General features: G+C 52.2%; 23 protein-coding genes. 15 read left to right on the forward strand and 8 right to left on the reverse strand.

Annotated elements, in window-relative coordinates; translation table 11 throughout:
• Positions 1-44 precede the first annotated feature (44 nt).
• Positions 45-1388, reverse strand: coding sequence for an IS256 family transposase (locus ACG98I_RS06170; protein WP_394719581.1), 1344 nt, complete (start codon positions 1386-1388; stop codon positions 45-47).
• A 229-nt stretch (positions 1389-1617) separates the two neighbouring features.
• Here ACG98I_RS06170 and ACG98I_RS06175 point away from each other — a divergent pair, with 229 nt between their 5' ends.
• The 11 genes from ACG98I_RS06175 to ACG98I_RS06225 all read left to right on the forward strand — a co-directional run bounded on the left by ACG98I_RS06175 (position 1618) and on the right by ACG98I_RS06225 (position 11553).
• On the forward strand, positions 1618-2229 hold the full coding sequence (locus ACG98I_RS06175) for a PAS domain-containing protein (RefSeq protein ID WP_394719579.1): 612 nt from the start codon (positions 1618-1620) through the stop codon (positions 2227-2229).
• Positions 2230-2241: 12 nt separating this feature from the next.
• On the forward strand, positions 2242-3552 hold the full coding sequence (locus tag ACG98I_RS06180) for a putative bifunctional diguanylate cyclase/phosphodiesterase (RefSeq protein WP_394719577.1): 1311 nt from the start codon (positions 2242-2244) through the stop codon (positions 3550-3552).
• Between the two features lie 7 nt (positions 3553-3559).
• Positions 3560-5011 (forward strand): glycosyltransferase family 2 protein, encoded by a 1452-nt coding sequence (locus tag ACG98I_RS06185; protein WP_394719576.1) that lies wholly within the window; start codon positions 3560-3562, stop codon positions 5009-5011.
• A gap of 271 nt (positions 5012-5282) precedes the next feature.
• Positions 5283-6122, forward strand: a complete 840-nt coding sequence (locus ACG98I_RS06190; RefSeq protein WP_394719575.1) for an aspartate dehydrogenase domain-containing protein — start codon at positions 5283-5285, stop codon at positions 6120-6122.
• A gap of 44 nt (positions 6123-6166) precedes the next feature.
• The gene (locus ACG98I_RS06195; RefSeq protein WP_394719574.1) at positions 6167-6691 is read left to right on the forward strand and encodes a 2'-5' RNA ligase family protein; all 525 of its coding nucleotides are present in this window, start codon (positions 6167-6169) and stop codon (positions 6689-6691) included.
• Positions 6692-6837: 146 nt separating this feature from the next.
• Complete coding sequence (locus ACG98I_RS06200) at positions 6838-8154, forward strand: DUF3500 domain-containing protein (RefSeq protein WP_394719573.1); 1317 nt, start codon at positions 6838-6840, stop codon at positions 8152-8154.
• Between the two features lie 185 nt (positions 8155-8339).
• Positions 8340-10037 carry a SulP family inorganic anion transporter gene (locus tag ACG98I_RS06205; protein WP_394719591.1) on the forward strand — a complete coding sequence of 566 codons (1698 nt, stop codon included), beginning with the start codon at positions 8340-8342 and terminating at the stop codon, positions 10035-10037.
• 65 nt (positions 10038-10102) lie between these two features.
• Entirely contained in the window at positions 10103-10387 is a 285-nt protein-coding gene (locus ACG98I_RS06210) for a putative quinol monooxygenase (protein WP_394732549.1), read from the forward strand.
• A gap of 110 nt (positions 10388-10497) precedes the next feature.
• Entirely contained in the window at positions 10498-10623 is a 126-nt protein-coding gene (locus tag ACG98I_RS06215) for a hypothetical protein (protein ID WP_394732550.1), read from the forward strand.
• 205 nt (positions 10624-10828) lie between these two features.
• Positions 10829-11242 carry a cupin domain-containing protein gene (locus ACG98I_RS06220; RefSeq protein ID WP_394719571.1) on the forward strand — a complete coding sequence of 138 codons (414 nt, stop codon included), beginning with the start codon at positions 10829-10831 and terminating at the stop codon, positions 11240-11242.
• A 56-nt stretch (positions 11243-11298) separates the two neighbouring features.
• On the forward strand, positions 11299-11553 hold the full coding sequence (locus ACG98I_RS06225) for a hypothetical protein (RefSeq protein ID WP_394719570.1): 255 nt from the start codon (positions 11299-11301) through the stop codon (positions 11551-11553).
• A gap of 254 nt (positions 11554-11807) precedes the next feature.
• On the opposite strand, the gene ACG98I_RS06230 is transcribed toward ACG98I_RS06225, so the two are convergent.
• Positions 11808-12284, reverse strand: coding sequence for a DinB family protein (locus tag ACG98I_RS06230; protein WP_394719569.1), 477 nt, complete (start codon positions 12282-12284; stop codon positions 11808-11810).
• Between the two features lie 60 nt (positions 12285-12344).
• Positions 12345-12929 carry a helix-turn-helix domain-containing protein gene (locus ACG98I_RS06235; RefSeq protein ID WP_394719568.1) on the reverse strand — a complete coding sequence of 195 codons (585 nt, stop codon included), beginning with the start codon at positions 12927-12929 and terminating at the stop codon, positions 12345-12347.
• A gap of 42 nt (positions 12930-12971) precedes the next feature.
• On the opposite strand from ACG98I_RS06235, the gene ACG98I_RS06240 reads away from it, so the two are divergent.
• Complete coding sequence (locus tag ACG98I_RS06240; protein ID WP_394719567.1) at positions 12972-14861, forward strand: FAD-dependent oxidoreductase; 1890 nt, start codon at positions 12972-12974, stop codon at positions 14859-14861.
• On the opposite strand, the gene ACG98I_RS06245 is transcribed toward ACG98I_RS06240, so the two are convergent.
• Positions 14823-15140 carry a VOC family protein gene (locus ACG98I_RS06245; RefSeq protein ID WP_394719566.1) on the reverse strand — a complete coding sequence of 106 codons (318 nt, stop codon included), beginning with the start codon at positions 15138-15140 and terminating at the stop codon, positions 14823-14825. The two genes, ACG98I_RS06240 and ACG98I_RS06245, sit on opposite strands and share 39 nt — an antisense overlap.
• Before the next feature lie 926 nt (positions 15141-16066).
• Between ACG98I_RS06245 and ACG98I_RS06250 the strand changes: the two genes are divergently transcribed.
• Entirely contained in the window at positions 16067-16357 is a 291-nt protein-coding gene (locus ACG98I_RS06250) for an SdpI family protein (RefSeq protein ID WP_394719565.1), read from the forward strand.
• 68 nt (positions 16358-16425) lie between these two features.
• Here ACG98I_RS06250 and ACG98I_RS06255 read toward each other — a convergent pair whose 3' ends face one another.
• The 4 genes from ACG98I_RS06255 to ACG98I_RS06270 all read right to left on the reverse strand — a co-directional run bounded on the left by ACG98I_RS06255 (position 16426) and on the right by ACG98I_RS06270 (position 21230).
• On the reverse strand, positions 16426-17391 hold the full coding sequence (locus ACG98I_RS06255) for an ABC transporter substrate-binding protein (RefSeq protein ID WP_394719564.1): 966 nt from the start codon (positions 17389-17391) through the stop codon (positions 16426-16428).
• A gap of 90 nt (positions 17392-17481) precedes the next feature.
• Positions 17482-18537 carry a 5-methylcytosine-specific restriction endonuclease system specificity protein McrC gene (mcrC, locus tag ACG98I_RS06260; RefSeq protein ID WP_394719563.1) on the reverse strand — a complete coding sequence of 352 codons (1056 nt, stop codon included), beginning with the start codon at positions 18535-18537 and terminating at the stop codon, positions 17482-17484.
• The gene (locus ACG98I_RS06265; RefSeq protein ID WP_394719562.1) at positions 18534-20807 is read right to left on the reverse strand and encodes an AAA family ATPase; all 2274 of its coding nucleotides are present in this window, start codon (positions 20805-20807) and stop codon (positions 18534-18536) included. The genes mcrC and ACG98I_RS06265 overlap by 4 nt, the downstream gene beginning before the upstream one ends.
• A gap of 75 nt (positions 20808-20882) precedes the next feature.
• On the reverse strand, positions 20883-21230 hold the full coding sequence (locus ACG98I_RS06270; RefSeq protein ID WP_394719561.1) for an ArsR/SmtB family transcription factor: 348 nt from the start codon (positions 21228-21230) through the stop codon (positions 20883-20885).
• Positions 21231-21372: 142 nt separating this feature from the next.
• Here ACG98I_RS06270 and arsB point away from each other — a divergent pair, with 142 nt between their 5' ends.
• Entirely contained in the window at positions 21373-22440 is a 1068-nt protein-coding gene (gene arsB, locus ACG98I_RS06275) for an ACR3 family arsenite efflux transporter (protein ID WP_394719560.1), read from the forward strand.
• Positions 22437-22853, forward strand: coding sequence for a low molecular weight phosphatase family protein (locus tag ACG98I_RS06280; protein WP_394719559.1), 417 nt, complete (start codon positions 22437-22439; stop codon positions 22851-22853). Before arsB ends, ACG98I_RS06280 begins: the two co-directional genes overlap by 4 nt.
• Positions 22854-22897 lie beyond the last annotated feature (44 nt).

Raw genomic sequence — 22897 nt, forward strand, 5'->3', positions numbered from 1 at the left:
GAGCGTGTCAAGTATTTTGTGTGTGGGGCTTTCGGTCTGAGTGTTTATAGGTAGTTCGTAAAGCGTTCGGGATAGGCCACGGCCATTTGGTTGATGGCTTGTTTCCAGTTGGTGACTTTCCTGCCTTCGATGAGTCTTCCGCTGGTCGCGGCGGCTTTTCGACCTTCTTTAGCTCGTTTGGCCGCGCGTTTATCTTCGATATTGCAGATCATCAACCACAGCGTCTTAATCGCGGAATCATCATTGGTAAACTGCACGCGGTTGCGAGTGGCTTTACGCAGCTCGTTATTCATCGACTCAATGGAATTAGTCGTATAGATGACCTTTCTGGCCATGGGTGGGAACTGCAGAAACGGCACGAACCGCTCCCACGCATCGGACCAGACTTTCACTGATTGCGGATATTTCTGGCCCAATTCTGATTCGGCGAATTCATCCAACGCTGCGCGCGCGGTTGACTCATCTGGGGCAGTGTAGACCTTCTTTAATGCCGCAGATACCGCCTTACGGTCGCCATAAGCCACCCACCGATTCGCAGCCCGAATCAGGTGCACGACACAGGTCTGCACCATCGAATCCGGCCAGGTCGCTTCGACAGCTTCCGGCAAACCCTTCAAACCATCGCAGCAGACGATGAACACGTCCTGGATACCGCGGCTAGCTAAGTTTGCGCATACATGTGCCCAAAAGGATGCGCCTTCTTCTTTCGCCAACCAGATGCCCAGGATGTGTTTGATACCGTCCATATCCACCCCGATGGCCAAATACGCGGACTTATTGACCACGCGCCCACCGTCACGGACTTTAATTCGTAGCGCATCAAGAAATATCACCGGGTAGAACTCGTCTAACTGCCGGTTCTGCCACATCATGACCTCATCTAAGACAGCATCCGTGACTGCTGAAACTGTCTCATGGGAGATATCAACTTTCATGGCTGTGGCCATATGATGCTGAATATCACGAACGGTCATACCCCCGGCATACAAACTGATGATCATGTCATCAACATCAGTCAGCCGCCGAGAGCCTTTCGGCACCATAGTAGGCAAAAACGTGCCTTCACGATCCCTAGGCACAGTGACATCAACCGGACCATAGTTCGAATCAACCTTTTTGACATAGGAACCATTGCGGTAATTATCGCCGCCACCGGCCGCTTTAGCCTCACGATCGCCTTTGGAATACCCCAGGTGAGCATCCATTTCCGCTTCCAGGCCGCGAGTGACCGAGGCCTGCAACAAGCCACGCACTAAATCATTAGCATCCGTTGCTGTTGAGCCGAGCTCGTCAATAAGCTTGGCTATCTCCGGGTTCGCCAGCAGCTTTTGCTCGATTGCTTTGATCTTCGCGGAATCTTCCGGGTCTCGTTTCGCCACAGAATCCATTATGGTTTATCTCCTTCATGTAAGGGAAACCCCTCACACACAAACCATTAGACACTCTCCTGGTTGTGTCCACGACCATCCAGCAAACCTCGGCACTGGTTGAAGAATTAGAGGTTCTAGCAAGGACCCTGCCTGATGCGCTACTCATCGTAAACCAAGCAGGAAGAGCATTTCCTGTCAACGAGGATGCGAAAAGCTCGTCAAACCAACCTCGGATGGGCAATATTCCATGTGGAAACTACAAGATATCCGCGGTGAACCCATTAAAGAGGAGGACCGCCCGAGCAGTTTGGCTCTGCGCGGTCAGCGAGTCGAAAGGGTGTTAGCCCGACTAGGTGAAATACCGAATGAAGATCCTGATTCGGCTCGTCGAATTTTCAAGATTAGTGCATCGCCGATGTATCTTCGTGGAGAAGCTGAACCAGGCCACGCGCTCGTGATTTGGCACGATAGTACGAATGAGTACCTCACGATGCAGCAGTTGAAGCTTGCTTATGAAGAATCACGGTTGCTCTTTGAACATGCTCCTCAAGGTATTGCGATGCTGGAGCCGACGGGAGAAATCGTCATGGCGAATCGATCCTTTGGTGAATTAGTGGGGACAACTCCCATTCGACTATTAGGCCGAAAATTGGAAGACCTCGGCGTCGAGAAGGGGACTATTGATGCGGTAACACCTGCACTCTTAGAACCGGAAGCGGTAGTTCATTTGGACCGGTCGATAGAGACGGTGAAAGGACAGCATAAGAGCGTTGCAATGCCTTTTAGCTCGATGGGTAATGATGAAGGCAAACTCGGAACACTGCTTATGAATGCTGTGGATGTAACCGAGCGGCAATAACTTATCGAGCTCGTGGAGCATTTAGCTGGTCATGATTCGCTGACGGGACTGGTGAATCGTAGGCTCCTAGAGTCAGAGATCGATGAGATAGTCCTTGAAAATGAACGTGAGACTCGGGATAGCGCACTGTTGCTTTTGGATCTTGATTATTTCAAGGAAGTCAATGATGCGCTTGGGCATCAGGCTGGAGACCGCGTGCTCATCGAATTCGGAGAAATTCTCAATGACAGTGTTAGAGACTCCGACATCGTTGGGCGTATCGGCGGCGATGAATTCGTTATTGTTCTGCCGGATACAGACCGAGCTGGCGCGGAAGCCATAGCCACGCGAATTATCGAGAAGGTTAATCAGCACTTTGAGAATAGAGGGAAAGTATTATCCCGGGTGTCAGTGAGTATCGGAGTCACTCTATTTTCGGATGCTCGCGCCCAAGGGATACATCCATTTATTCTTGCGGATCAGTTGCTTTACGATGCCAAACATGCGGGGCGAAATCGCATTGCCGTGCACAAAACTGAAAACACAATTGTCCAATCAGAAAAGCCCGCTTTCTCTGTTGAGGCACTTCCAGAAATCTTAGAATCAGATGCGATTCGCATTGAATTACAGCCGGTTCTTGAACTTAGAACAGGGCGCATTGACGCAGCGGAGGGGCTGCTCCGAATCAACTTGAACGGTGCTGATGTGCCGACCGGGCAGTTCGTTCAGGCCGTTGAGAAAGCCGGACTAGGTCCAAAACTTGACCTTGCGGTAATGCGCATGGGCTTAGGGCTCATTGAGAAGCTGCGTGCTGCGAGCCCGAGTTTCAGGCTTGCATTGAATTTGTCCGCACAGTCGCTGAGTTCAGATGAGGCCTGTCAGGAGCTTAGGGCTGAATTGGAAGCACGGGATGTGCCACGGGGAGCAATTGGGATTGAGATTACTGAGACAGCTCCTATCGAGGATGTCCTCGCTGCTAAGAGATTTGCGCAGATGCTCGAAGAATTTGGCTTTCACATCGCAATCGATGATTTTGGTGCAGGACATGAGCCCTATAGATATCTGAAGATGCTCGACTTTAGCGTGCTGAAGATTGCGGGTGAGTTCGTCGAAGGCATGGTTGACAACCGAGTGGACCGCAGCATCGTAGAGTCCATTATTCAGCTCGCCAAGGAACAAGAGATGGAAACTATCGCTGAGTATGTCTCAAGCAAGGAAATTTTTGAGGCAGTGCGCGAATGCGGTGCGACGTACGCCCAGGGGTTCTATATTGGCAAGTCCATCCCGGTTGATGAATTCATAGCTACTTATCTCGAGACCAACGACACCGCTACCTGGGAGTAGGAAGAAAATGGGAAAGAAGAGTTTTCCAATTGCAAGAGTCATCGGTATCGGTGTCCTCGGCATCGCTGGAATGGGTATTCTACTACTCTGGCTTGCTGTTACCCTGTCCGATCCGACATCACCGGGCGCACAAGAGACTGAAGTCCTTGATAGGTGGAAAGTACTGTACGACGACTATATTCCGCCCCTACGCGTGCTAGTTGCAGCACTCATAGTTGCACTCATCTTTGTCTTCATTGCTGCCACGGTCGAGCGAACCGTCACTAATCGTTACCGGCGCTCGATAGATGGTGAAGGCTTGCCATTAGCGCCAAAAATCGTGATGGCGGATACCCGTGGAGTATTTCATGGACCGATTACGATCACCGTATTCGTTCCAGCGCATAATGAAGCGGAGCGAATTACCGGAACAATTCAGGCATTGAAATCGCAACATGAGCCCCCAGAGCGAATCATCGTCGTAGCTGACAATTGCACCGATGAAACTCCAGAATTGGCTCGTGCTGAGGGAGTGGAAGTCTTTGAGACCGTCAACAATAAGTTTAAAAAGGCCGGAGGACTCAATCAGGCTTTAGGCCGACTGCTTCCAGCCATGGGCGAAAATGACATTGTCATGATCGTTGACGCAGATACCGCACTTGACCAAGGATTCCTCAAGGAAGCGCGACGCCGCTTCGAAGCTGATCGTGCTCTGATGGCGGTAGGCGGGCTGTTCTACGGTGAATCAGGTTCCGGGTGGCTTGGCCAGTACCAGCGTAATGAATACACCCGTTATAGCCGTGACATCCATCGACGTCGTGGACGTGTGTTCGTCCTGACCGGAACTGCGTCGGCATTTCGGCCACGTGGTCTTCGAACGGTGGCGGAATCGCGCGGGACGTTAATCCCCGGACGCAAGGGCGATGTCTATGACACGGCGGCGCTGACTGAAGATAATGAGTTGACCCTGGCATTGAAATCTCTAGGTGGTCTCATGGTGTCACCAAATGAATGCTCCGTAGTCACAGAAGTCATGCCGACGTGGAGAGAGCTGTGGCATCAAAGACTGCGTTGGCAACGCGGAGCGCTTGAGAATCTTGGGGCTTATGGAGTCACGCCGCAAACGACGCGGTATTGGTTCCAACAGTTGGGAATTGGCTATGGTGCCTTAGCCCTGTCCTCCTATTTCGCCGTGATTATCATTACGTTCCTAGCCCGGGAGCAGTGGATCTGGTATCCATTCTGGATGCTTTTGGGGCTACTTTTCATGATTGAACGCGTGGTCACGGTGTGGAAGTCCACGTGGTTTGCCCGGTTTGTTGCTGCGTTATTGATCCCGGAACTTATCTTCGCCAGCTTCTTAAACTTGGTATTTCTCAAGGGGGTTCTAGATATCCTATTGGCCAAGCAAGCTCAATGGGGAGAGAATGACGCCAAAACAATGCAAGTTGCAGAGACTAATAATGAGGAATGCTCATGATCTTTTTCAGAAGAAATTCTTCAGACCGATTGGTTTGCAGCACTTGCTGCATTTGTCGCGATTAACACCACCATTTATGTGGTCCTTGCGATTGCTAAGACGCTGCCAAAAATCTATGTCACAGACTATTTACCTCGGCATTATGAGCGTTCTGAAACTCGCAGTATTTTTCCCGACGCTGAAGAACCGAAAAGGAAGAAGCCAAAGAAGAAGGATTAGGTCGGTCGTTAGACTGGGAAATGTCATTTAGTTGAGACCTTGGGAGGTTGTGATGACGGTGTCTGCTCCACGAGTGCTTCTGATTGGTTTTGGCGCGATTGGCCGCCAGCTGGTCACGCTATTCGACCAGGGTGAATTTGATGTCAAAGCGTTCGTCCGTGACGTTAACCCGCATATCAAGCGTGGGACTTTGGGAGTGGAGTTATATGACAAGCAACTTCCTAAGCTCATCGCAGACAGCGACATCGTGGTTGAAGTAGCAGGGGTTTCTGCAGCGAAGGAACTCGGACCGGCGGTTATCTTTCAAGGAAAAGGCCTCGTGCTCACATCGGTGGGTGCGCTGGCTGATCCGAGCGCGAGGCAAACACTGCTTGCAGGTCCTGGGAGAGTGCACGTGACCTCGGGAGCTATCGGTGGTTTCGATCTTTTTGCGGCGGTTGCGGAGGCCGATGCGATAGACACTGTAAAAATCCGTACCAGCAAGAACGCTAAAGCCCTCGTCCAAGATTGGATGTCTGAGGAAGAACGAGCAGAGCTCAATGCTGCGGTGGAACCATTTGTGCTGTTTAAAGGTCAGCCGAGTGATGCTATCAAGAAATTCCCGAGCAATGTCAACGTTGCGGTGGCGCTTGCCTGGGCAACACGGGGACGCGGCGGCAGTGATGATGAATTACTGCAGAACTCCCTTGAGCGCGTGCAGGTTGAACTTGTGGCAGACCCACAAGCGACAGAAAGTCGTCATGGCATTGAAGTATCGGGCACCGCGGGTACTTTCACCCTCGGCAGCCAATCTGCGCCGAGCCCGGTTAATCCCAAAACTTCCGCGCTCACCGCGTTAGCCGTGGCGCATACTCTACGTCGCGCGGCGAAAAGCTTCAGGGTGGGGCAATAGTCGTGATGGGCTCTAAGAAAGTTGCCGTACTAGGCTAGTTCTCGATGGCATCACCTGACAATATCCTGCTGCACCTGCCGGATGACCAAGAACAGCAAGTACGCGATATCTTCGCGCAGCTTGCGAAGCGCGGGTTTCCACTACAGAACCAAACTCCGCACATCACCCTCACCTTCGCGCCTGAGATGAAAGAACACGTCAGCAGACGCGCAGCTGAACTGCTTCCAGCGGTGATACCAGCGCAGTTTCAGCGAGTCGGCACAATCGTGTTCGGGGTCAAGCGGAAACAAACTGTTGCGTGGCTGCTGGAAACCACTGAAGAGCTTGAAGCCGTCGCGCGTGAGCTTAGCGGGATTAATCCTGACGGCCGCGGTAAGCGCTGGATTCCGCACCTGACTATGGGGCTGCGCCTGCCGCGCGAGATAGTACCGGACTATATCCGTGCACTTGATGAGCTAACCTCGCCGCATCTCAAAGAACTCACTGCGAACCGCGCTGCGTTATGGAAACCACGGATTCAAGAACTCACGGTCCTCGCTGGAGAAGAAGATGGACGCCCCGAAGACTAATCCAATCCAGGGAAAGTCTCACAGGATTCATTCAGTCAACTCCCGGATTTCTGCGGATTAGAGCGCATGATCTTGAGAGGAATTTCCCTTCTACCTTCACATTTACTTCCACGTTCTTCTAAATGTCACGCTTTAGGCTATAGCTCATGCCTAAGACATCACATACTCAAACCAAGACCCCGCGCAGCCGTTGGCAGCGCCTGCCCCTCCAAGCGGCAGCCCTGACTGTCGCTGCTGGATTGACTCTTTCTGGATGCTCGACCACTGCAGACTCTGCATCGGCAGGCAACACGGTGGCATCTGCAACCGGAACCACTGTTGCGTCCGCAATTGACTCGAGCACCACCGAGGATTCCTCGTCAACTGAGCAGACGATTACGGACACCACCGCAGCCATCGAGACATTCCTAGCCACGCTTTCCGATGAACAACGCGAAACCGTCATGTACGACTATGACGATGAAACGAAGTCCACTTCCTGGTCTAACTTCCCGGTCACCTTCGTGGACCGCGCTGGCTTGAATCTGGCTGACCTGACAGAAGGGCAGCAAGCAGCTGCCTTGGACGTAATGGAGTCGCTGTTGTGCGAAGAATCCTACTCAACCTTGGTCGGAATCATGGAAGGCGATCAGTACCTGCTGGACAACAGCAGCACCACGGAAGATTCTCTGGGTCAGTACTATATCGCCTTCTTCGGCGATGCCTCCACTACTGATGCCTACGCAGTCCAATTCGGTGGGCACCACGTTGGTATTAACGCTGACCTCAATGGTGCGGAAAACGCCATCACCTTCGCCCCAACCCACCTGGGCGTTCAGCCAGCGGTGTACATCAATGAAAATGGTGCGGAAGTACAGCCATTCGATGGCATCTACACTGGCGCCTTCGCCTTCTATGACAGCCTCAGTGCTGAACAGCAAGAAACTCTAACTTCGGGCGACGTCACCATGTGCGCGCCGGGCGATACCTGCGACTACAGCTCGGGCGAGGGTCTGACAGGAGCAGCGCTTAACGATGAACAAAAAGAGCTTCTGCTAGAGCTCATCGCAAACTGGGCTGGCATGGCTGATGAAGAGACCAATGAAGCGAACCTTGCCGAAATCGAAGCAACTCTCGATGACACGGTCCTCGCGTGGTCGGGTGAAACAACCTATGACATGAGCAGTGGTGATGGTATTTTCTTCTCAATCTCAGGACCTAACGTATACGTCGCGTTCCAGGCACAAAACGGTTCTGCGGGCGCCGACGTTGAGGGTGTGACCACCTCTGGATGGGGCCACGTTCACTCCATTTACCGCGACCCGACCAATGACTACGCCAACAGTGTCGAGCAACAAGAAGCCACCGGCGGCATGGGTGGAGGAATGCCGTCTGGCGACATGCCTGCAGGCGGTCCGGGTGAAGGCGAGATGCCGTCCGGCGATATGCCGTCTGGCGACATGCCGGATACTACCGAAGAATGATAAGTTCCTGTAGGTCCTCGGATGCTGCTGAAGCACGCACTCGAGTTCTTCACAGATTCAGTGAAACCTGTCTGATGAAAATGCGCAATACTTGGTGCTTTTCCGAGTAACGTTAATGTATGTCAGTTCACAATATTCGTCCGGAAGCGCCGTTGTGGCAGCGGCTTGTGCCCGGGGTAGTTGCAATGCGCAACTATGAGAAGGCCTGGCTGAAAGGCGACATCGTTGCCGGGGTGACGGTGGCGGCATATTTGGTGCCGCAGGTCATGGCTTTTGCAATTATTGTTGGGCTGCCACCGGTTGTGGGGTTGTGGGCATCGATTGCGCCATTAGCGCTCTACTTCGTGTTCGGGACCTCGCGGAAGATGTCGATTGGGCCGGAAACGACGACCTCGCTCATGACGGCAGCTGGCGTGGGCGCCCTAGTCGGCGCGGCTGGCGGGCCGGAACAATATTCCGAGGTCGCGGCGCTTTTAGCGTTAGGCGTGGGCGTCGTCTGTATTTTTGCTTTTATCGCTCGCCTGGGTTTCGTAACCCGCCTGCTGTCACGCCCGGTACTGATCGGATATCTGATTGGCATTGCGGTATTGATGATAATCAGTCAATTATCCAAAGTGACCAAAGTTGAGGTGGAGGGGGATGAAGTCTGGCAAGAGGTTTGGTCATTCACCCAAAACATCAATCACATGCATGTTCCTACGGTGCTGCTAGCTCTTGCTGTCCTAGTTTTCTTATACGTTGCCCGCTGGCTCTTTCCGAAATTTCCTTCGCCAATGATCGCGCTTTTGGTTGCGGCAGGAGCCGTGGCTATCTTCGGCCTGGACCGGTGGGGGCTTGAGGTTATTGGTGACATTCCGCGTGGGCTTCCTGCACCGCGTATTCCCGACTTTAGCGATGTCGAGTTTTGGGCCCTGCTGCCTTATGCCGTGGGCATTGCGATAGTGGGCTTTTCCGATAATATTCTGACTGCGCGAGCATTTGCTTCCGGCAAAGATGACAAGATTGACTCGAACCAAGAACTTCTTGCTTTGGGCACCGCGAATGTGGCTAATGGCTTCCTTCAGGGCTTCCCGGTGTCCTCGAGCGGATCACGTACGGTGCTCGGGAATACTTCGGGAGCGAAGACACAGCTACATTCGCTCGTCGTTATAGTTTTAGTCATCTTGGTATTGCTCTTTGCCGGCCCAGTCTTAAAGTTTTTCCCCGATGCAGCACTCGGTGCTTTGGTCATTTATGCCGCAACGCAACTTATCGATATCGCGGAGTTGAAGCGCATTGCCCGCTTCCGCAAAAGCGAGCTCATCATCACCGCGGTCACTGCGCTGGCGGTTATTTTCTTCGGTGTGCTCGTTGGAATTAGCGTAGCCATCGTATTATCGATCTTAGATTTGATTCGGCGCATTACCAGCCCATATGCAGATGTCTTGGGGTACGCGCCGGGGATTGCAGGCATGCATAGCCTGGATGATTATCCGGATTCGGATGTCGTGGAAGGCCTCGTGGCATTTCGTTATGACTCGCCATTATTCTTTGCCAACGCAGATGATTTCTCTTCGCGTGCGTTGCAGGCTGTCGAGGATGCACCGCAGCCGGTGCGGTGGTTTCTCCTCAACGCTGAGGCCAACACAGAAGTGGACCTCACGGCAGTGGACGTGCTGAAGGAACTACGCGAAGAATTGGAAAGCCGCGGAATTAGATTCGCTATGGCCAGGGTTAAACAAGATTTGCACCGCAGCCTAGCTCCCACGCGGTTTATTAGGGATGTGGGCGAGGACTATATTTTCGCGACTCTGCCCACAGCTGTTCGTGCGTACTCTGAAGAATTCCAGGAGCGATATAGCCGTGTGCCTCGTGGAATCCCAAAAGACATCCTCGAGGGTTAGAAAGTGTATAGAGTCACAGACATGAACCAATTCCAATTCCGGGCAAAGCGAGCATGAGCTTGCCGATGCACAACGTTCACCTAACCGGACTACTGACTTGCGCCAATGACGAGGAGTTGCGAATTGTCCGGCGACATCTTTCCAAACACGAGAATCTCACACGTGATGAACCAGGCTGTGAGCATTTCTCGGTGAAGCAGACTTCGGATCCGCTGGTGTGGAAAGTGAGTGAAAGATTCACCGACCAGGCTTCTTTCCACGCTCATCAAACACGGTCCCAAGACAGCGAGTGGGGCAGGGCGACTGCGCTTATGGCTCGCTCGTATTCGATCACACATGGTAATTCCTAGTGTGCATATGTGGCATTTATTTACTCCGTTGAAGACCTCGACACTTCAGCAATTCTCAGCAATGATGAATACATAATTGTCCTCGGAGGTGGCCATGGGGGCCGATTATTATTCGCCGTCTGGATGATGCCATTAAAAAGAAGTTAGCGGCACTGGCGAAAGAGAATGGCCGTTCAATGGAAGCTAAAGTCTGCGACATCCTGACTAGGGCTGTGCGCAAACCGATTTTGGATTAGCGCTGCTTGCTGCCGGGCAAGAACTTGAGGGCGTTGATGATCTAGTGGTTCCGCTGCGAAACGATGTTGCCAGATGGTAGAAGAAAGAATGCCTTAACGGAGAAGATCGAGGAAGCACTTTGGCTTATCGTGAAAGCCCTGCCATCTTGGCATTCGATAATTGAATACGGTAGGTCTTAGACAATCTTCCGAAGGAGCATTTTCAGTGGATGAGAACAGTTTTGAGCAAGCATTCCCAATTGGTGAACCTGATGAGGAACTAGGTAGGCATTTTACGGGAAAGAGCTATTTTGCCCCGCTCACTGATGGCACAGTGCCTGTCAAAAACGTGACCTTTGAGCCAGGATGCCGCATTCATTGGCATATCCACCACGGTAGCAATGGTGCTGGTGATCAAATTTTATTGTGTACTGCAGGCTCTGGCTGGTACCAAGCTGAGGGCGAAGCGCCCGTCAGTTTGGAGCCCGGCTCCGCCATCCGGATTCCTGCGGGAGTAAAGCATTGGCATGGCGCAAAAGCTGATTCATGGTTCTCGCACTTGACATTCACCACACCTGGGGAGGACATCAGGCATGAAGGTCTAGAACCAGTGACTGATGAGTATTACAACAACCTTTAGAATCATTTATAGAATTCCTTGAGGAATGATGAACCAACGCAAAAGGGAAGCAGGCCATGGCTGCTGAGAAGAAATCCGAAATCATTGATGGGTACACCATCAAGTATCACGCAAATGGCAAAACTCGGTGGTCAAAGGGCAAGGTCGAAGACGGTAACCCCATTGGCTATTGGGAATGGTACCGCGTGGACGGAACCATCAAACGCTCTGGACACTTCAATCACGGCGAACCGGTTGGCGAGTGGATTACCTATGACCAACAAGGAGAAGTCTATAAAGTCACCGATCGTGGCGGGGAAGCGACGGAGTAGCGGGATAAGTGGCCACCCGAGTAGCTTTGGCTTAAAGCGTGAGCATTCTGGCAGACAACTCGGGTATGGAACTTTCTGGAAAGGTAGCAGGGACTTCGTCCAATACCATTAATCCTGCTTTCGGATTCCCCCAAGCGAGCGCTTCATCATTGTGAGGCTTCCGATACACAGCATTAGGGGCACCAAAATGCTGGGCAGCCAAACTAACTATAAATTTTCTGCATGGGTTTCCCTTCTCCGTAGCTCTTGAGCCATTAAGAGTATTCGCCGGTAGCACCGTTAATTAACTCGCGCGAGATATCCAGGTGCCCAACGTGGCGGGCATACTCTTGAAGAAGGTGCAGCAAAATCCAGTGAAGTTGCGGCGCCGCTTCTATCTTGGCGAATTTGCCGCCAACCTGCGAATATTCAGTCAGCTGGTGTGCCTCGACGAGTCTTCGTGTGCTCCGTCCGGTCTCTAGGAGTAAGTCCTTGAGTTCGTCGAAGGATAATTTGGGAGTAATCCATCCGCCGTCCGGGGGCGCATCCCGCCACGGGTCTTCCACGTCACGTCCCAGAAATCCCCACTCCAACCAGCGGCGCTCGACGTTGGTCAAGTGATTGACCATGCCTGCAGGTGTCCATTGCGTCGGCACATTACTGTAGGTTAATTGCTCGGTGCTGAGGCCACGCAATTTGCTGATGACCAAATTGCGGTAATAATCCAGGTATTCCAGCAGTAAGCCGCGCATGTCTTCGGAGGAAGAGGCTCCGGACAATGAGTTGCATTCATGACTCCGGAGTCTACTTAATTATTGGCGTGGTCCTGGGCCATTTCCTGGATGAAGATGCGCTTGTTCGCCGTCATGATCCATGATGGTCAGGATCTCCGCTGGGCCCAGGTGAGCTTCTAAGAGATGCGGAGTCATGGTGGAAAACTCTACGGCTTGGCCTGGGGTGATCATGATGGTCTTCGTACCGAGGGTGAGCTTCACGGTGCCGCTGAGTACGGTGAACCATTCATAGCCGGGGTGTACAGCAGGTTCGCGTCCGGAGAGTTCTTCGGAAATTCGAATCTTGCCGATGGTTACTCCGCGTCTATCTCGTTCCCGGGATAGTAGCCAAAACGTCATTCCGTCGATGGACTGTGGCTCTGGGCGAATTACAATATCCTCGTTGCCCTCCGGCTCAACTAGTTGGTCAAGGGAGGTTCCGAGCGCTTGCGCGATGGTGACCAGCTGCTCAAGAGTGATTTTCTGATGCCCGGTCTCGATTCTGCTGAGCGTCGACGGTGAGATTTTGCAGCGGCGGGCTAAAGCCTCCAAGTTCCAATTGCGTGCCAAACGAAGACCGCGAATTCGCTGGCGAACAATCAATTCCGTATCTTTTTGCGTCATGTGCAAGAGTATATGCGTTCTACGGGACGAAGGTCTAATGTCATGAACATGACACCTCATCACCACAATCATGCACATGGCCACCCGCACGGCCATTCACATTCCGATATTGACCCATGGACACAGTTGCCTGAAGGGTTTATTGAGCGCCTCGACTTGGAGTCGCGCTTGAGCGCGCCGATTCAGGACGCCGCGATCAGCGGCTTGAGTTCCGCCCTTGAAAGCTCAGCAGCAACCGTTGTTGACCTCGGCTCTGGCTCCGGTGCCGGTACTGTTGCACTCGCCGCGGCATTTCCAAAAGCTCGAGTTCACGCTGTCGATCTTTCGGAATTGCTCCTGGAGAAGGTAGACGCTGCAGCCGCCCATGCCGATGTTGCGGACAGAGTACAACTGCATTGCACAGACCTTAGTAAGGGATGGCCTTCTGATCTACCGCGCGGTGTGGACGCGATTTGGGCTTCGCTCTCGCTCCACCACGTTCAGAACTCAGGCGAGGTTGTGCGACAAATCCATGATGCACTTCGCCCCGGCGGTGTATTCATTCTGACGGAAACCCCAGGGGATGCCCGGTTTGAACCGGAAGGCCTCAATACCTCTCGCGCCGGGCTCGGGAATCGAGTACTGGATCTAGTGCGTCACGGTGCTGACTTTGATACTGATTGGGACTCTGCATTGGCAGAAGCTGGCTTCAGCGCGACGAAGCAAGAGCTTGAGTTTGTTGCTTCCGCCAGGAGCTCCGATGGAGCGAAGTATTTGCTCAACCAGCTGCGTTCACACCAGGAACAACTTCGTGAAAGCGGAGCAGCAGAAGACACCGAAGCGCTAAATCTCGCAATCGACGAAATCCAAGCTGGCAACTCAGATATTGCTTATCGTGCGGGGCGGACCGTCTGGGTCGCACGACGCCGAGGTGCTGAAATCGATACAAATAATAGGGAGACTAAGAAAATGGATGTAGCAGTAATCGGTGGCGGTGCGGCGGGACTCGCCGCGTCTATTGCGCTGGGGCGCTCCCGGCGAAATATCGTGGTCATTGATGATGGGCATCCCCGCAATGCGCCTGCCGATGCCGCGCACAATGTGTTGGGCAATGAGGGCATCTCTCCGCTTGAATTACTGGAAAAGGGGAGGGCGGAAGCGAAGTCTTATGGCGTGAACTTCATCAAAGGCCGAGTAGCTCAGATTGATGGCGAAATAGACGGCTTCACTTTGAGTCTGGAGGGCACTGGTCAGCAGGTACAAGCCCGAAGAATTATTATTGCTACCGGATTGGTTGATGAGCTTCCGGATATCCCAGGAGTTCAGGAAGGCTGGGGTGCAACGGTCTTGCACTGTCCATTCTGTCACGGCTGGGAAGTAAAGGACCAAAAGATTGCCGTGCTCGCCAGCGGGGAACTAGCTGCACATCAAGCAGTGCTATTCCGTCAGCTCAGTGAGGATGTCACGGTATTCCTGAATGATGTTGCCGAGCCAGCCGCTGAGGTTCTTGAGCAACTCGACGCGCTTAGTATTTCACTCGTGCGTGGGGCAGTAGAGAAATTGGTGATGGATGGCAACCAAGTTCAGGGCGTAAAGATAGAAAATAGTGAGGTGTTTGATGCCGACGCGGTCGTCGTCGCGCCGAAGTTTAACGCGCGAACTGAGCTTTTTGATTCTCTCGGTGGTGCGGCGGAAGAGACACCATTCGCAGGCAGATTCCGACTGACCCACAGGGAAGAACTCCTATTGACGGAGTCTGAGCGGCTGGAAATGCTGCCCAAGCTATGGCGATGGTGGTTTCCTCGGCCGCTGCTGGTGTCGCAACTGGTGCTGCAGTCCACGGTGATCTTGCCTTTGCTGATCTTAACCAGGCAGTGCTTTCTCGACAGGAGAAATAGCAGTCCTCCACATTTACTATGCAGTGTGCATTCCTACATTAATGACGGTGCCTGAATCATCACAGTAAAAGAACCTCGAGACGCCCCAGGGCTCCTCAGTAAGCGGGTGGACGATGTCCACGCCGGCAGTCCGTGCACGGGCATGGGCCTGATGTGCATCATCAACAAAGATGGATATATCTGGATTGACCGGGGCAGTCCTATCCTGCGTCATGACACTGAACTGGTTCCCGTGGGAATCGGAAAGCGTGGTGATCCAGCCGTGCTCCATGACCACGATCATGCCAAGTGCCTCCATATGCTGCGCGAGTACTTGCTCAGCGCCAATACCCAATTGTAATTTGGGACCGCATTCTAGGCTCCTCAACCAGAGTGGACCTCAGGTTATGGGCATCCGATTTGTGGGCTAGGAGACCCTACCGAAGGAAGTGCTAGATTTTGTATACAGTCTCGATTTAATCGAGGGTAATCGACCCCCTTCCAGGCCTCTCGTTGAAGCTCAAATGGAAGGGGCCTTTCAATTATCGGGGCATAATGTGAAACCGAGTCTATCGTGTGACGCACAACTGGAGCTTTTCTAGACAGAGGTCTCTCAGCTGCTGATAGGGCTGACTGTATTCGCTTCCGTACAGGTGCGTACCATGGTTTGTCTGCGTAATCGCAGCACGCAACGAAGACGCCTTTGGAATCATTCAATTATTGATGCGGGTCCTACACCCAATAACGTCAGGCAGAAGGCAAAAGGTGTGGGGCAGTTCGGGCCAAGATCGGTGATTGATGCAATCTCTTCTCTAGATGATTTTCTTAAGCGGGGTCAGCTCGACGACTCGTTACTGCCGAAACTTGCAGATGTACATGAACAGAGTTCTGAATATTGGGCAGGATTGAGCAGGCCAGTAAACCCTCGAGATTGAAAAGTGCCCTGCCCCTGAAGTTCCTACTCAGCTGTAATCCGCAAGAGATCTGCGGAAAGAATTAGTAAGCTGCGGCCTCAGATTTGTCGTGGTGGGGGTGAAAATAAGAACTGCAGCGCAGGCTTGAACCCGCACCCACTAGGTCGACAAACTATATAGGGATACCCCCGGATCTGTATAATTCCCCCTGGAGAATATCTGTAAAATTGCTTTTGAGAGAAAGGTACTGGACGTAGAGCGCGGAGGGTGGAATGACAGTCTATTCAACAATTAGGGCGGTTACATGGCTGGTGGCAGGCGTTGGTGCGCTGGTGATTGGGAAAAGTCTGGTGAGGGTGCTTTGCCAATGAATAATTTAGCTGGCATGCGAACGGTGGAGGCCATGGCCAGCGAAGAAGCGTGGGTTGCGGGGCACAAGGCAGCTGCAGGCATGCTGAAGCTCAGTAGCATTCCATTTCTCATTGGCGGCGTAGCCTGCTTGGTTGTTGGTGATTCTTGGATCTCCTGGATAAGCGCGCCGGTCGTTATCCTTTCCATCTCGATAATCCTTGTTGCGTCAAGCAAAGCAAAGCAGCAGCATTGGCGCAGGGGTAAATCGCTTCTACCTGCAATGCGGATTTTGGGGTCCGCATTATAGATGGGCGTTTGTCTTGGAAGTATTAACGTGGTCCTGGTGCTTGGAACTCAATGCCGATTGACGCCGGGCTAGAAGGTAGCAAGAAGTTCCTCGATAACGCGTAGGGTGTGCATTGCTGTGAGGGCGGCGCCCTCATGAGTCTGTTTATCGGAGCGGATGACGTGGCCATTGGCTACAGCAGGTAGCTGCTTAAAGAGCCCGCCATTTTGGAACTCTTCCCAAACCTGCGGGTCATTGACCAAAGTGATGATGCCGTCGGCATCTTGGAAACCGCCGAGAGTTTGCTCGAGACTGTACTCAATTTTTTCACCATCGATTGCATCCTGGAACGCCGTCGATGGAGTTGCACCAAGATCGCGAAGGGTTAGTGATAGTAGGCGGTTGGGGCGGGTTTCCAGGCTCTCGCCGTTGTAGCTCATTGGTACGAAAGTGTTCTCGGCAAGAGCGTCCGCATACTCTTTCGAAAGCTCAGCAACTTCATCGTCGTACTCGCCAATCGACGCTTCTGCGCGCTCCTCGGTTCCGGTGGCTCCTGCCACGAGGCGAAGATCGTCCTGCCAAGTGCTTGTGCTTTGATCGCCAATGGCCAATACCGGTGCAATAGACTCCAGTTCGTCCTGCAGCGGCTGGACATCATCTATACGGCTGATGATGAGGTCCGGTTCGGCTGTTGCGATGGCTTCCAAATTGATGTCATCGGCAAGAAATAGCTCTTCAGCGCCAGCTTCTTTAGCCGCCTCCAATTCATCCGCCACAGGAGATTCCAAGTCAAGGGAGCTAGCTTCCTCATATGGATAGCCAGTCAGTGGCAGTCCGAGTGACAGGACGATGTCCAAATCGCGGCGGCCTTCAAGGACCACAATCGAGTCAATTTCGGTCGGTACTGACACTTCACCGAGTACCGTGTCGACGGTACGAACATCACTAGAAGCTTGCGGATCATCGTTGGTGGATTCGGCTGGACTTGAACAGCCAGCCAGGGTCACGGCGGCAATGATTGCGGGAATCAGGAAAGCGAACTTGGATATTTTCACTTAAGCGAGCCTAGCCTAACTCATTCTATTCACGGCAATTGTGGCAGTGTGATGTCCGCAACGCGAACGGATGTTAAGGGGATAGATCGGCTAGATTTTAAGCCACTCGGTGAGACTATCGAGCTGTGAGCGTAGCTCGGGCCAAGGGGTGTTGAGGTTAAGCGCTTGCGCACCAATCCGATTTCCTTGGACAACCACATCGAGTCCCGGTTGTGTATCAGAATTTGTCTGGGCATATAGCAATAGGCCGCTGACATGACCTGTTTGGTGGACGTCTTGATTCTTGACGTATGAAAGTACTTGGTACAGGTGTCCAGAGTGAATGGTCGATTTGGACCCGTATTTGTGGCGTTGCATGGATTTGCTGTAGTACTTGGCATCAATGATGAGTGTGCGAGAGCCATGGCGCAGCGTTAAGTCGGTTCGCATTGCAGGTAACTGGTGAGTACCTACCGCGCTTTCTACGTTGTAGTCCCAATTCACTTTGGATGCAGAAGGCTTGAATTCTGGGTAGTGGAAAGTGAAAAATTGGCGGAGAAATCTTTCATAAAGCGTGCTCATCGCTTCTTCAGATAACCAAGAACCTAGTTTCACGTTTCCAGATTCTTTGTTCGGAAGCATCCCACGGACGATGAGTTCGCAAACACCGAGCAACATTCGGTAGCTGGCATTCGCCTGGTGGTAGTGCAGGTCTTTCCATTGTATTGAAGAAGGGGAAATGAGCGTGACATCTTCCAGATACGGCAGCAGACGATGCAGCGCCTTTCGGCGTGAGGCTTGGACTTCGCCGCTCTTAATGAGAAGTGCGATGACGGACTTCAGTACGCGGTTGTGGGGCACATCGGGAAGATACTCATCGAACTGGCAAATGAGACGACCACGGGTATGGGAACTCCTAGTCAAGGTCTGGGTCACGTCAATACGGCCGCGGACAGTAGTCAGCTCTTTAGTCTGCGGTAGATAATCACGAAACAGTCCGCGTTTAACCTGACGATTTACGCCACGGATAAGAATCTCAGATAAGAGGTCATGGAGGTTTTCAAAGTTTTCCTTACCGACCTTTTCTGGTTCTCCATGTCGAAGCGCCCCGAAGGCGTACGCGAGCATCACGTACACATTCTGAATCAAGATAGGGCTCTGTCTCATTGGACCGCGTCGCGGAGTTTATCCGCCCAAATATTGGCAGTATCAGGCTCGTCGAACCAATACTCTTCCATCAACGGGACGAGTTCATCTTCAACGACTGAATAGAGCCATGTATCAATTCCATTTGGCTCCAGTGGTTTTCCAGGCTCATCCGCAGGGGTAGATAAGAAGCTATGCCCGACAGCAAATCCTTCGCCTAGGCTAGGATCATCGGCGATGTCGTGATTGAGTTCAGAAATCACGTTGACTAATGCGTTTAGCTTGTTGTTGCCGATTTCATTTTGCTTTTCGCGGAAACCCTCAGAGTCGAAACCTGGTTTCATGTGGAAGAACCCAAAGCGCCGGCGAAGGGCATAGTCCAGTACCGCTAGGCTGCGGTCTGCCGTGTTCATCATCCCGATGATATGGAGGTTGGCTGGAACGTAGAAGTCTTCCTTCTTATACTGAAGTCTTATTGCCTGCCCGCGTTTATCTGCTTCTATGAGCATGAGGAGTTCTCCGAAAATCTTCGAAATATTGCCTCGGTTGATTTCGTCGATAATGAAGAAATAGGGGCGATCTGGATCATCGATTGCCTCTTTGCAGAACCGGTAGAAATGGCCTTCGACTAGGCTGAAGCCACCCGATTCATTGGGGCGGTAGCCCATCATGAGATCTTCGTATGAGTAGCTCTGGTGAAATTGAACCATCCTTATTCGGGCAGGATCTTTTTCACCCATGATCGAATACGCCAGTCTTTTTGCCGCAAAGGTCTTGCCGACGCCAGGAGGGCCAGCGAGGATAACATTCTTCTTTCTTTTTACTAGGCCGCGGAGGCGGTCGTACTGAGTCTCATCGACGTATACTTCGCCTAAGAAATCGCTTTGGTCGTATTTTTCTGGCTTTTCATTAATGACAGGTTCTATCAGTTCGGAGTCCTCGACAATTGAAGCCTCGAGCTGCTCAATTACATCGATATTCTGAGAGATATCGGTGAGGGTCTTCATAGGGGCGGTACCCGGGTAGTCCCATTCGCCAATGTAGTCCCAGTCGACAGAGCGGATATGTGGGTATAGAGGGGAGTCTTCTAAATACCGGGGATTTGAGGAAACCACACCGCGTCCGAGAATCTTTGCTCTGCCGAGTTTGGCGTAGACGATATCGCCGATTGCCATTTCATTGTGGAAATCCCATACTATTTTGGCTTCGTTTGTTCTACGGGTGCCGGGGTTTTCCTCCGTTAGCTTCACTCGAATTTCTTCACGTGATTCGTAATCAGATAGTTTACCTAGTTCGGGCCAGCCAATGGCCATTATTCCTTCATCGGAAAACTCAGCCCATTTCGAAGCTTGCTCACCAGGAGCGTACACCCAGTAGCGTCGTTGACGAGGTTCAGCCACGTCGGAGGAAGCGGAGAAACTGGAAGAGCGTTCAGCTTGATTTACTTTGTTTTCAGGTTGCCATTGCTCAATGACACCGGGTGACCAGAAATGAAATTGAACCTTTAACTCTTCAGCTAACGAGGATCGAATCCGAAGTAAATCACGGTCAATTGATTTAGGGTCGTTACCAGTGATTCCGTCGATCAGAGAAGAGAACCCGAGCTGAATTTCAGCCTTCGTTTTCGCAGAAGATATTACTTCGAATTCATCCGGATGTGCAAGGAACTGAAATGCATTGCGAATATCTGGAAGATCATGATCTAGAGACAATAGGGTCTCTTGAAATCGCCATCCGTCTTGTTGAAGCAACGACCGTTTGGAGTCGTCTAACAGCGAAATATGCTTGATAAAGCGTGTTGACCAGATGAGGTGTTTCCAGAGCTGACCGTTATAGCCTTGTCCACTCCTAAAACCGGACTGGTTGGAGGGGCGAGCTAAGCATTCCTGCATAAGGTTGGGGAGAGTAGCAGGGGTTTTGAGCATCGTAAGTATGCCTTCAACATGCGAACGGCGGGTGGACGGTCTTGAGTTTCGCACCGGGTGCTCACGTAGAAATACTAGTTCTGCAGCGAGTAGCAAAACGGCATCGGGGGCGTCTCGCAATTGTAAATCTAGCTTTTCCCACTGCCCAAGGCTTGTGCCTGGCTTCGGATCGTCCTCAATGCGAGCACGGAGATCTTCTGCTACCGTCTCAGTCCAAATCTCGATTTCCGGGTTGATAACTGATTTTCTGTCACCGAGCATATGGCCAAAAATCTCACTGACATCTGTTGCAAGCTTGGTGCCTAAGCTGGGGCGCGAGGCAACGACCTTTGCCATATCGATGTGGAAATCACCAGGAACAATCATGTGTTTAGTTTTCCAGAACGCACCGAAGTATGCAGGGTTTCTATCTATTTGCTGTTGGTAACTCGAGTTTCTGAGTTAGTCCATTTGTAAGACCGTGCGTAATTCGGCAAAGAACTCGGGGCGAATCGTGTGGGTGACGGTGCGTCCCTGCTGGGAGCGTTCAAGGAGGCCGGCTTCGGTGAGCTTCCTTAGGTGATGGGAGACCGTTGGTTGAGTCAAGCCGACGCTTTCGGTGATGTCATTGACGGTGCCGGGGCCACAGCCATCGGCGGCAAGGCGGGAGAGGATTTGCAGTCGCACGGGCTCGGCTAAGACTTTAAATAGCGCTGCATAACGGGTGGCTTCATCTTCCGTCAGCGGACCGGAGCCCAGCGAGCAGCATTCGGAGAGATCTGTGAGTGGGAGCAGTTGAGGGGAAGCCATGTATCCAGTCTATATTGACGTGGGTCTATGGGAAAAGTACCCTTTATATAGAAGTTCATCTATATGTAAAAGTGTGGGAGACAATATGGCCAAGTTGCAGCAGGTTGAACCGGAGATTTCTCTTCAGGGAAATACGCGAGGCATGTCATTTCTAGACCGGTATCTGGGAATCTGGATTCTTATTGCCATGGTGCTTGGCTTGATTCTGGGGCGCACAATTCCAGTTTTGGGGGATACACTTAATGCCATAGAGATTGGTGATATTTCTATTCCTATCGCTATCGGCCTCTTTGTCATGATGTACCCGCCGCTGGCCAAGGTGCGTTTTGATAAAACAATTGAGATTGCCACAGATAAGCGCCTGATGGTGGTGTCGCTTTTCTTGAACTGGATTGTGGGCCCAGCGTTTATGTTTGCGCTGGCCTGGATTTTCCTGCCTGATCAGCCGGAGCTACGCACTGGATTGATTATCGTAGGGCTGGCGCGCTGCATTGCTATGGTGCTGGTCTGGTCGGACCTCTCCTGCGCGGACCGTGAAGCAACGGCAGTCTTGGTGGCAATCAACTCTGTTTTCCAGGTATTGATGTTTGGTGTTCTCGGGTGGTTTTACCTGCAGGTTCTTCCATCCTGGCTGGGCTTGGAAACCACATCGGCCGAATTTTCATTCTGGACAATCATGGTCTCAGTGGTCGTGTTCCTGGGCATCCCATTGTTGGCAGGCCTGCTCTCGCGCACAATTGGAGAGAAAATCAAAGGCCGAAATTGGTATCAAAATAAGTTCTTGCCGGCGATTTCGCCATTATCCTTGATTGGCCTGTTGTTTACCATCGTGTTGCTCTTTGCCCTGCAAGGAGATCAGATCATGGAGCAGCCGTGGGCTGTCGCACGCCTAGCGTTGCCGCTGTTGGTCTACTTCACCGGAATGTTCTTTATCGCCCTGTTTGTTTCCCGCGCGACAGGCATGAATTACGCGCAATCTGCGTCGGTGTCCTTTACCGCCGCTGGTAATAACTTCGAATTGGCTATCGCGGTCTCCATCGCCACGTTCGGGGTTTCCTCTGGTCAAGCTCTCGCAGGAACCATCGGCCCGCTGATTGAAGTGCCAGTGCTCATCGCATTGGTTTATGTCATGCTGAAAATTGCTCCCAAGCTCTTCCCGAATGATCCCACCGTTCCTGCCTCATCTTCGAAGGAGTCAGTACTCTCATGACAACTCGTCCCAAAGTCCTTTTCATTTGTGTCGGCAATGGCGGCAAGTCCCAGATGGCTGCCGCCCTGGCACAGCTTCATGCTAGAGAACGTCTTGAAATTCATTCAGCCGGAACGAAACCAGGCAGCAAACTCAACGCACAATCTGTGGACGCAATCGCTGAAGTAGGCGCTGATATGTCGAATGGACAGCCCAAAGCAATCGACCCGGAATTGCTGCGAGAGGTCGACAGGACTGTCATCTTGGGTAAAGATGCCCAACTAGATTTTCCAACTGATGCCCGTGGAAGTCTGGAACGGTGGGAGACAGATGAGCCATCGGCACGCGGCATCGAGGGCATGGAAAGGATGCGTCTTATCCGCGAGGATATTGATGCCCGAGTGCGAAAGCTTGTTGAAGAGTTCGAACTCTAACGGGAAGAGCCCCTAGGCACTTCCCGCCCCAATCGGTGCGGTGA

The sequence above is a fragment of the Corynebacterium sp. L4757 genome, from assembly GCF_043673995.1.
Taxonomy (GTDB): Bacteria; Actinomycetota; Actinomycetes; order Mycobacteriales; family Mycobacteriaceae; genus Corynebacterium.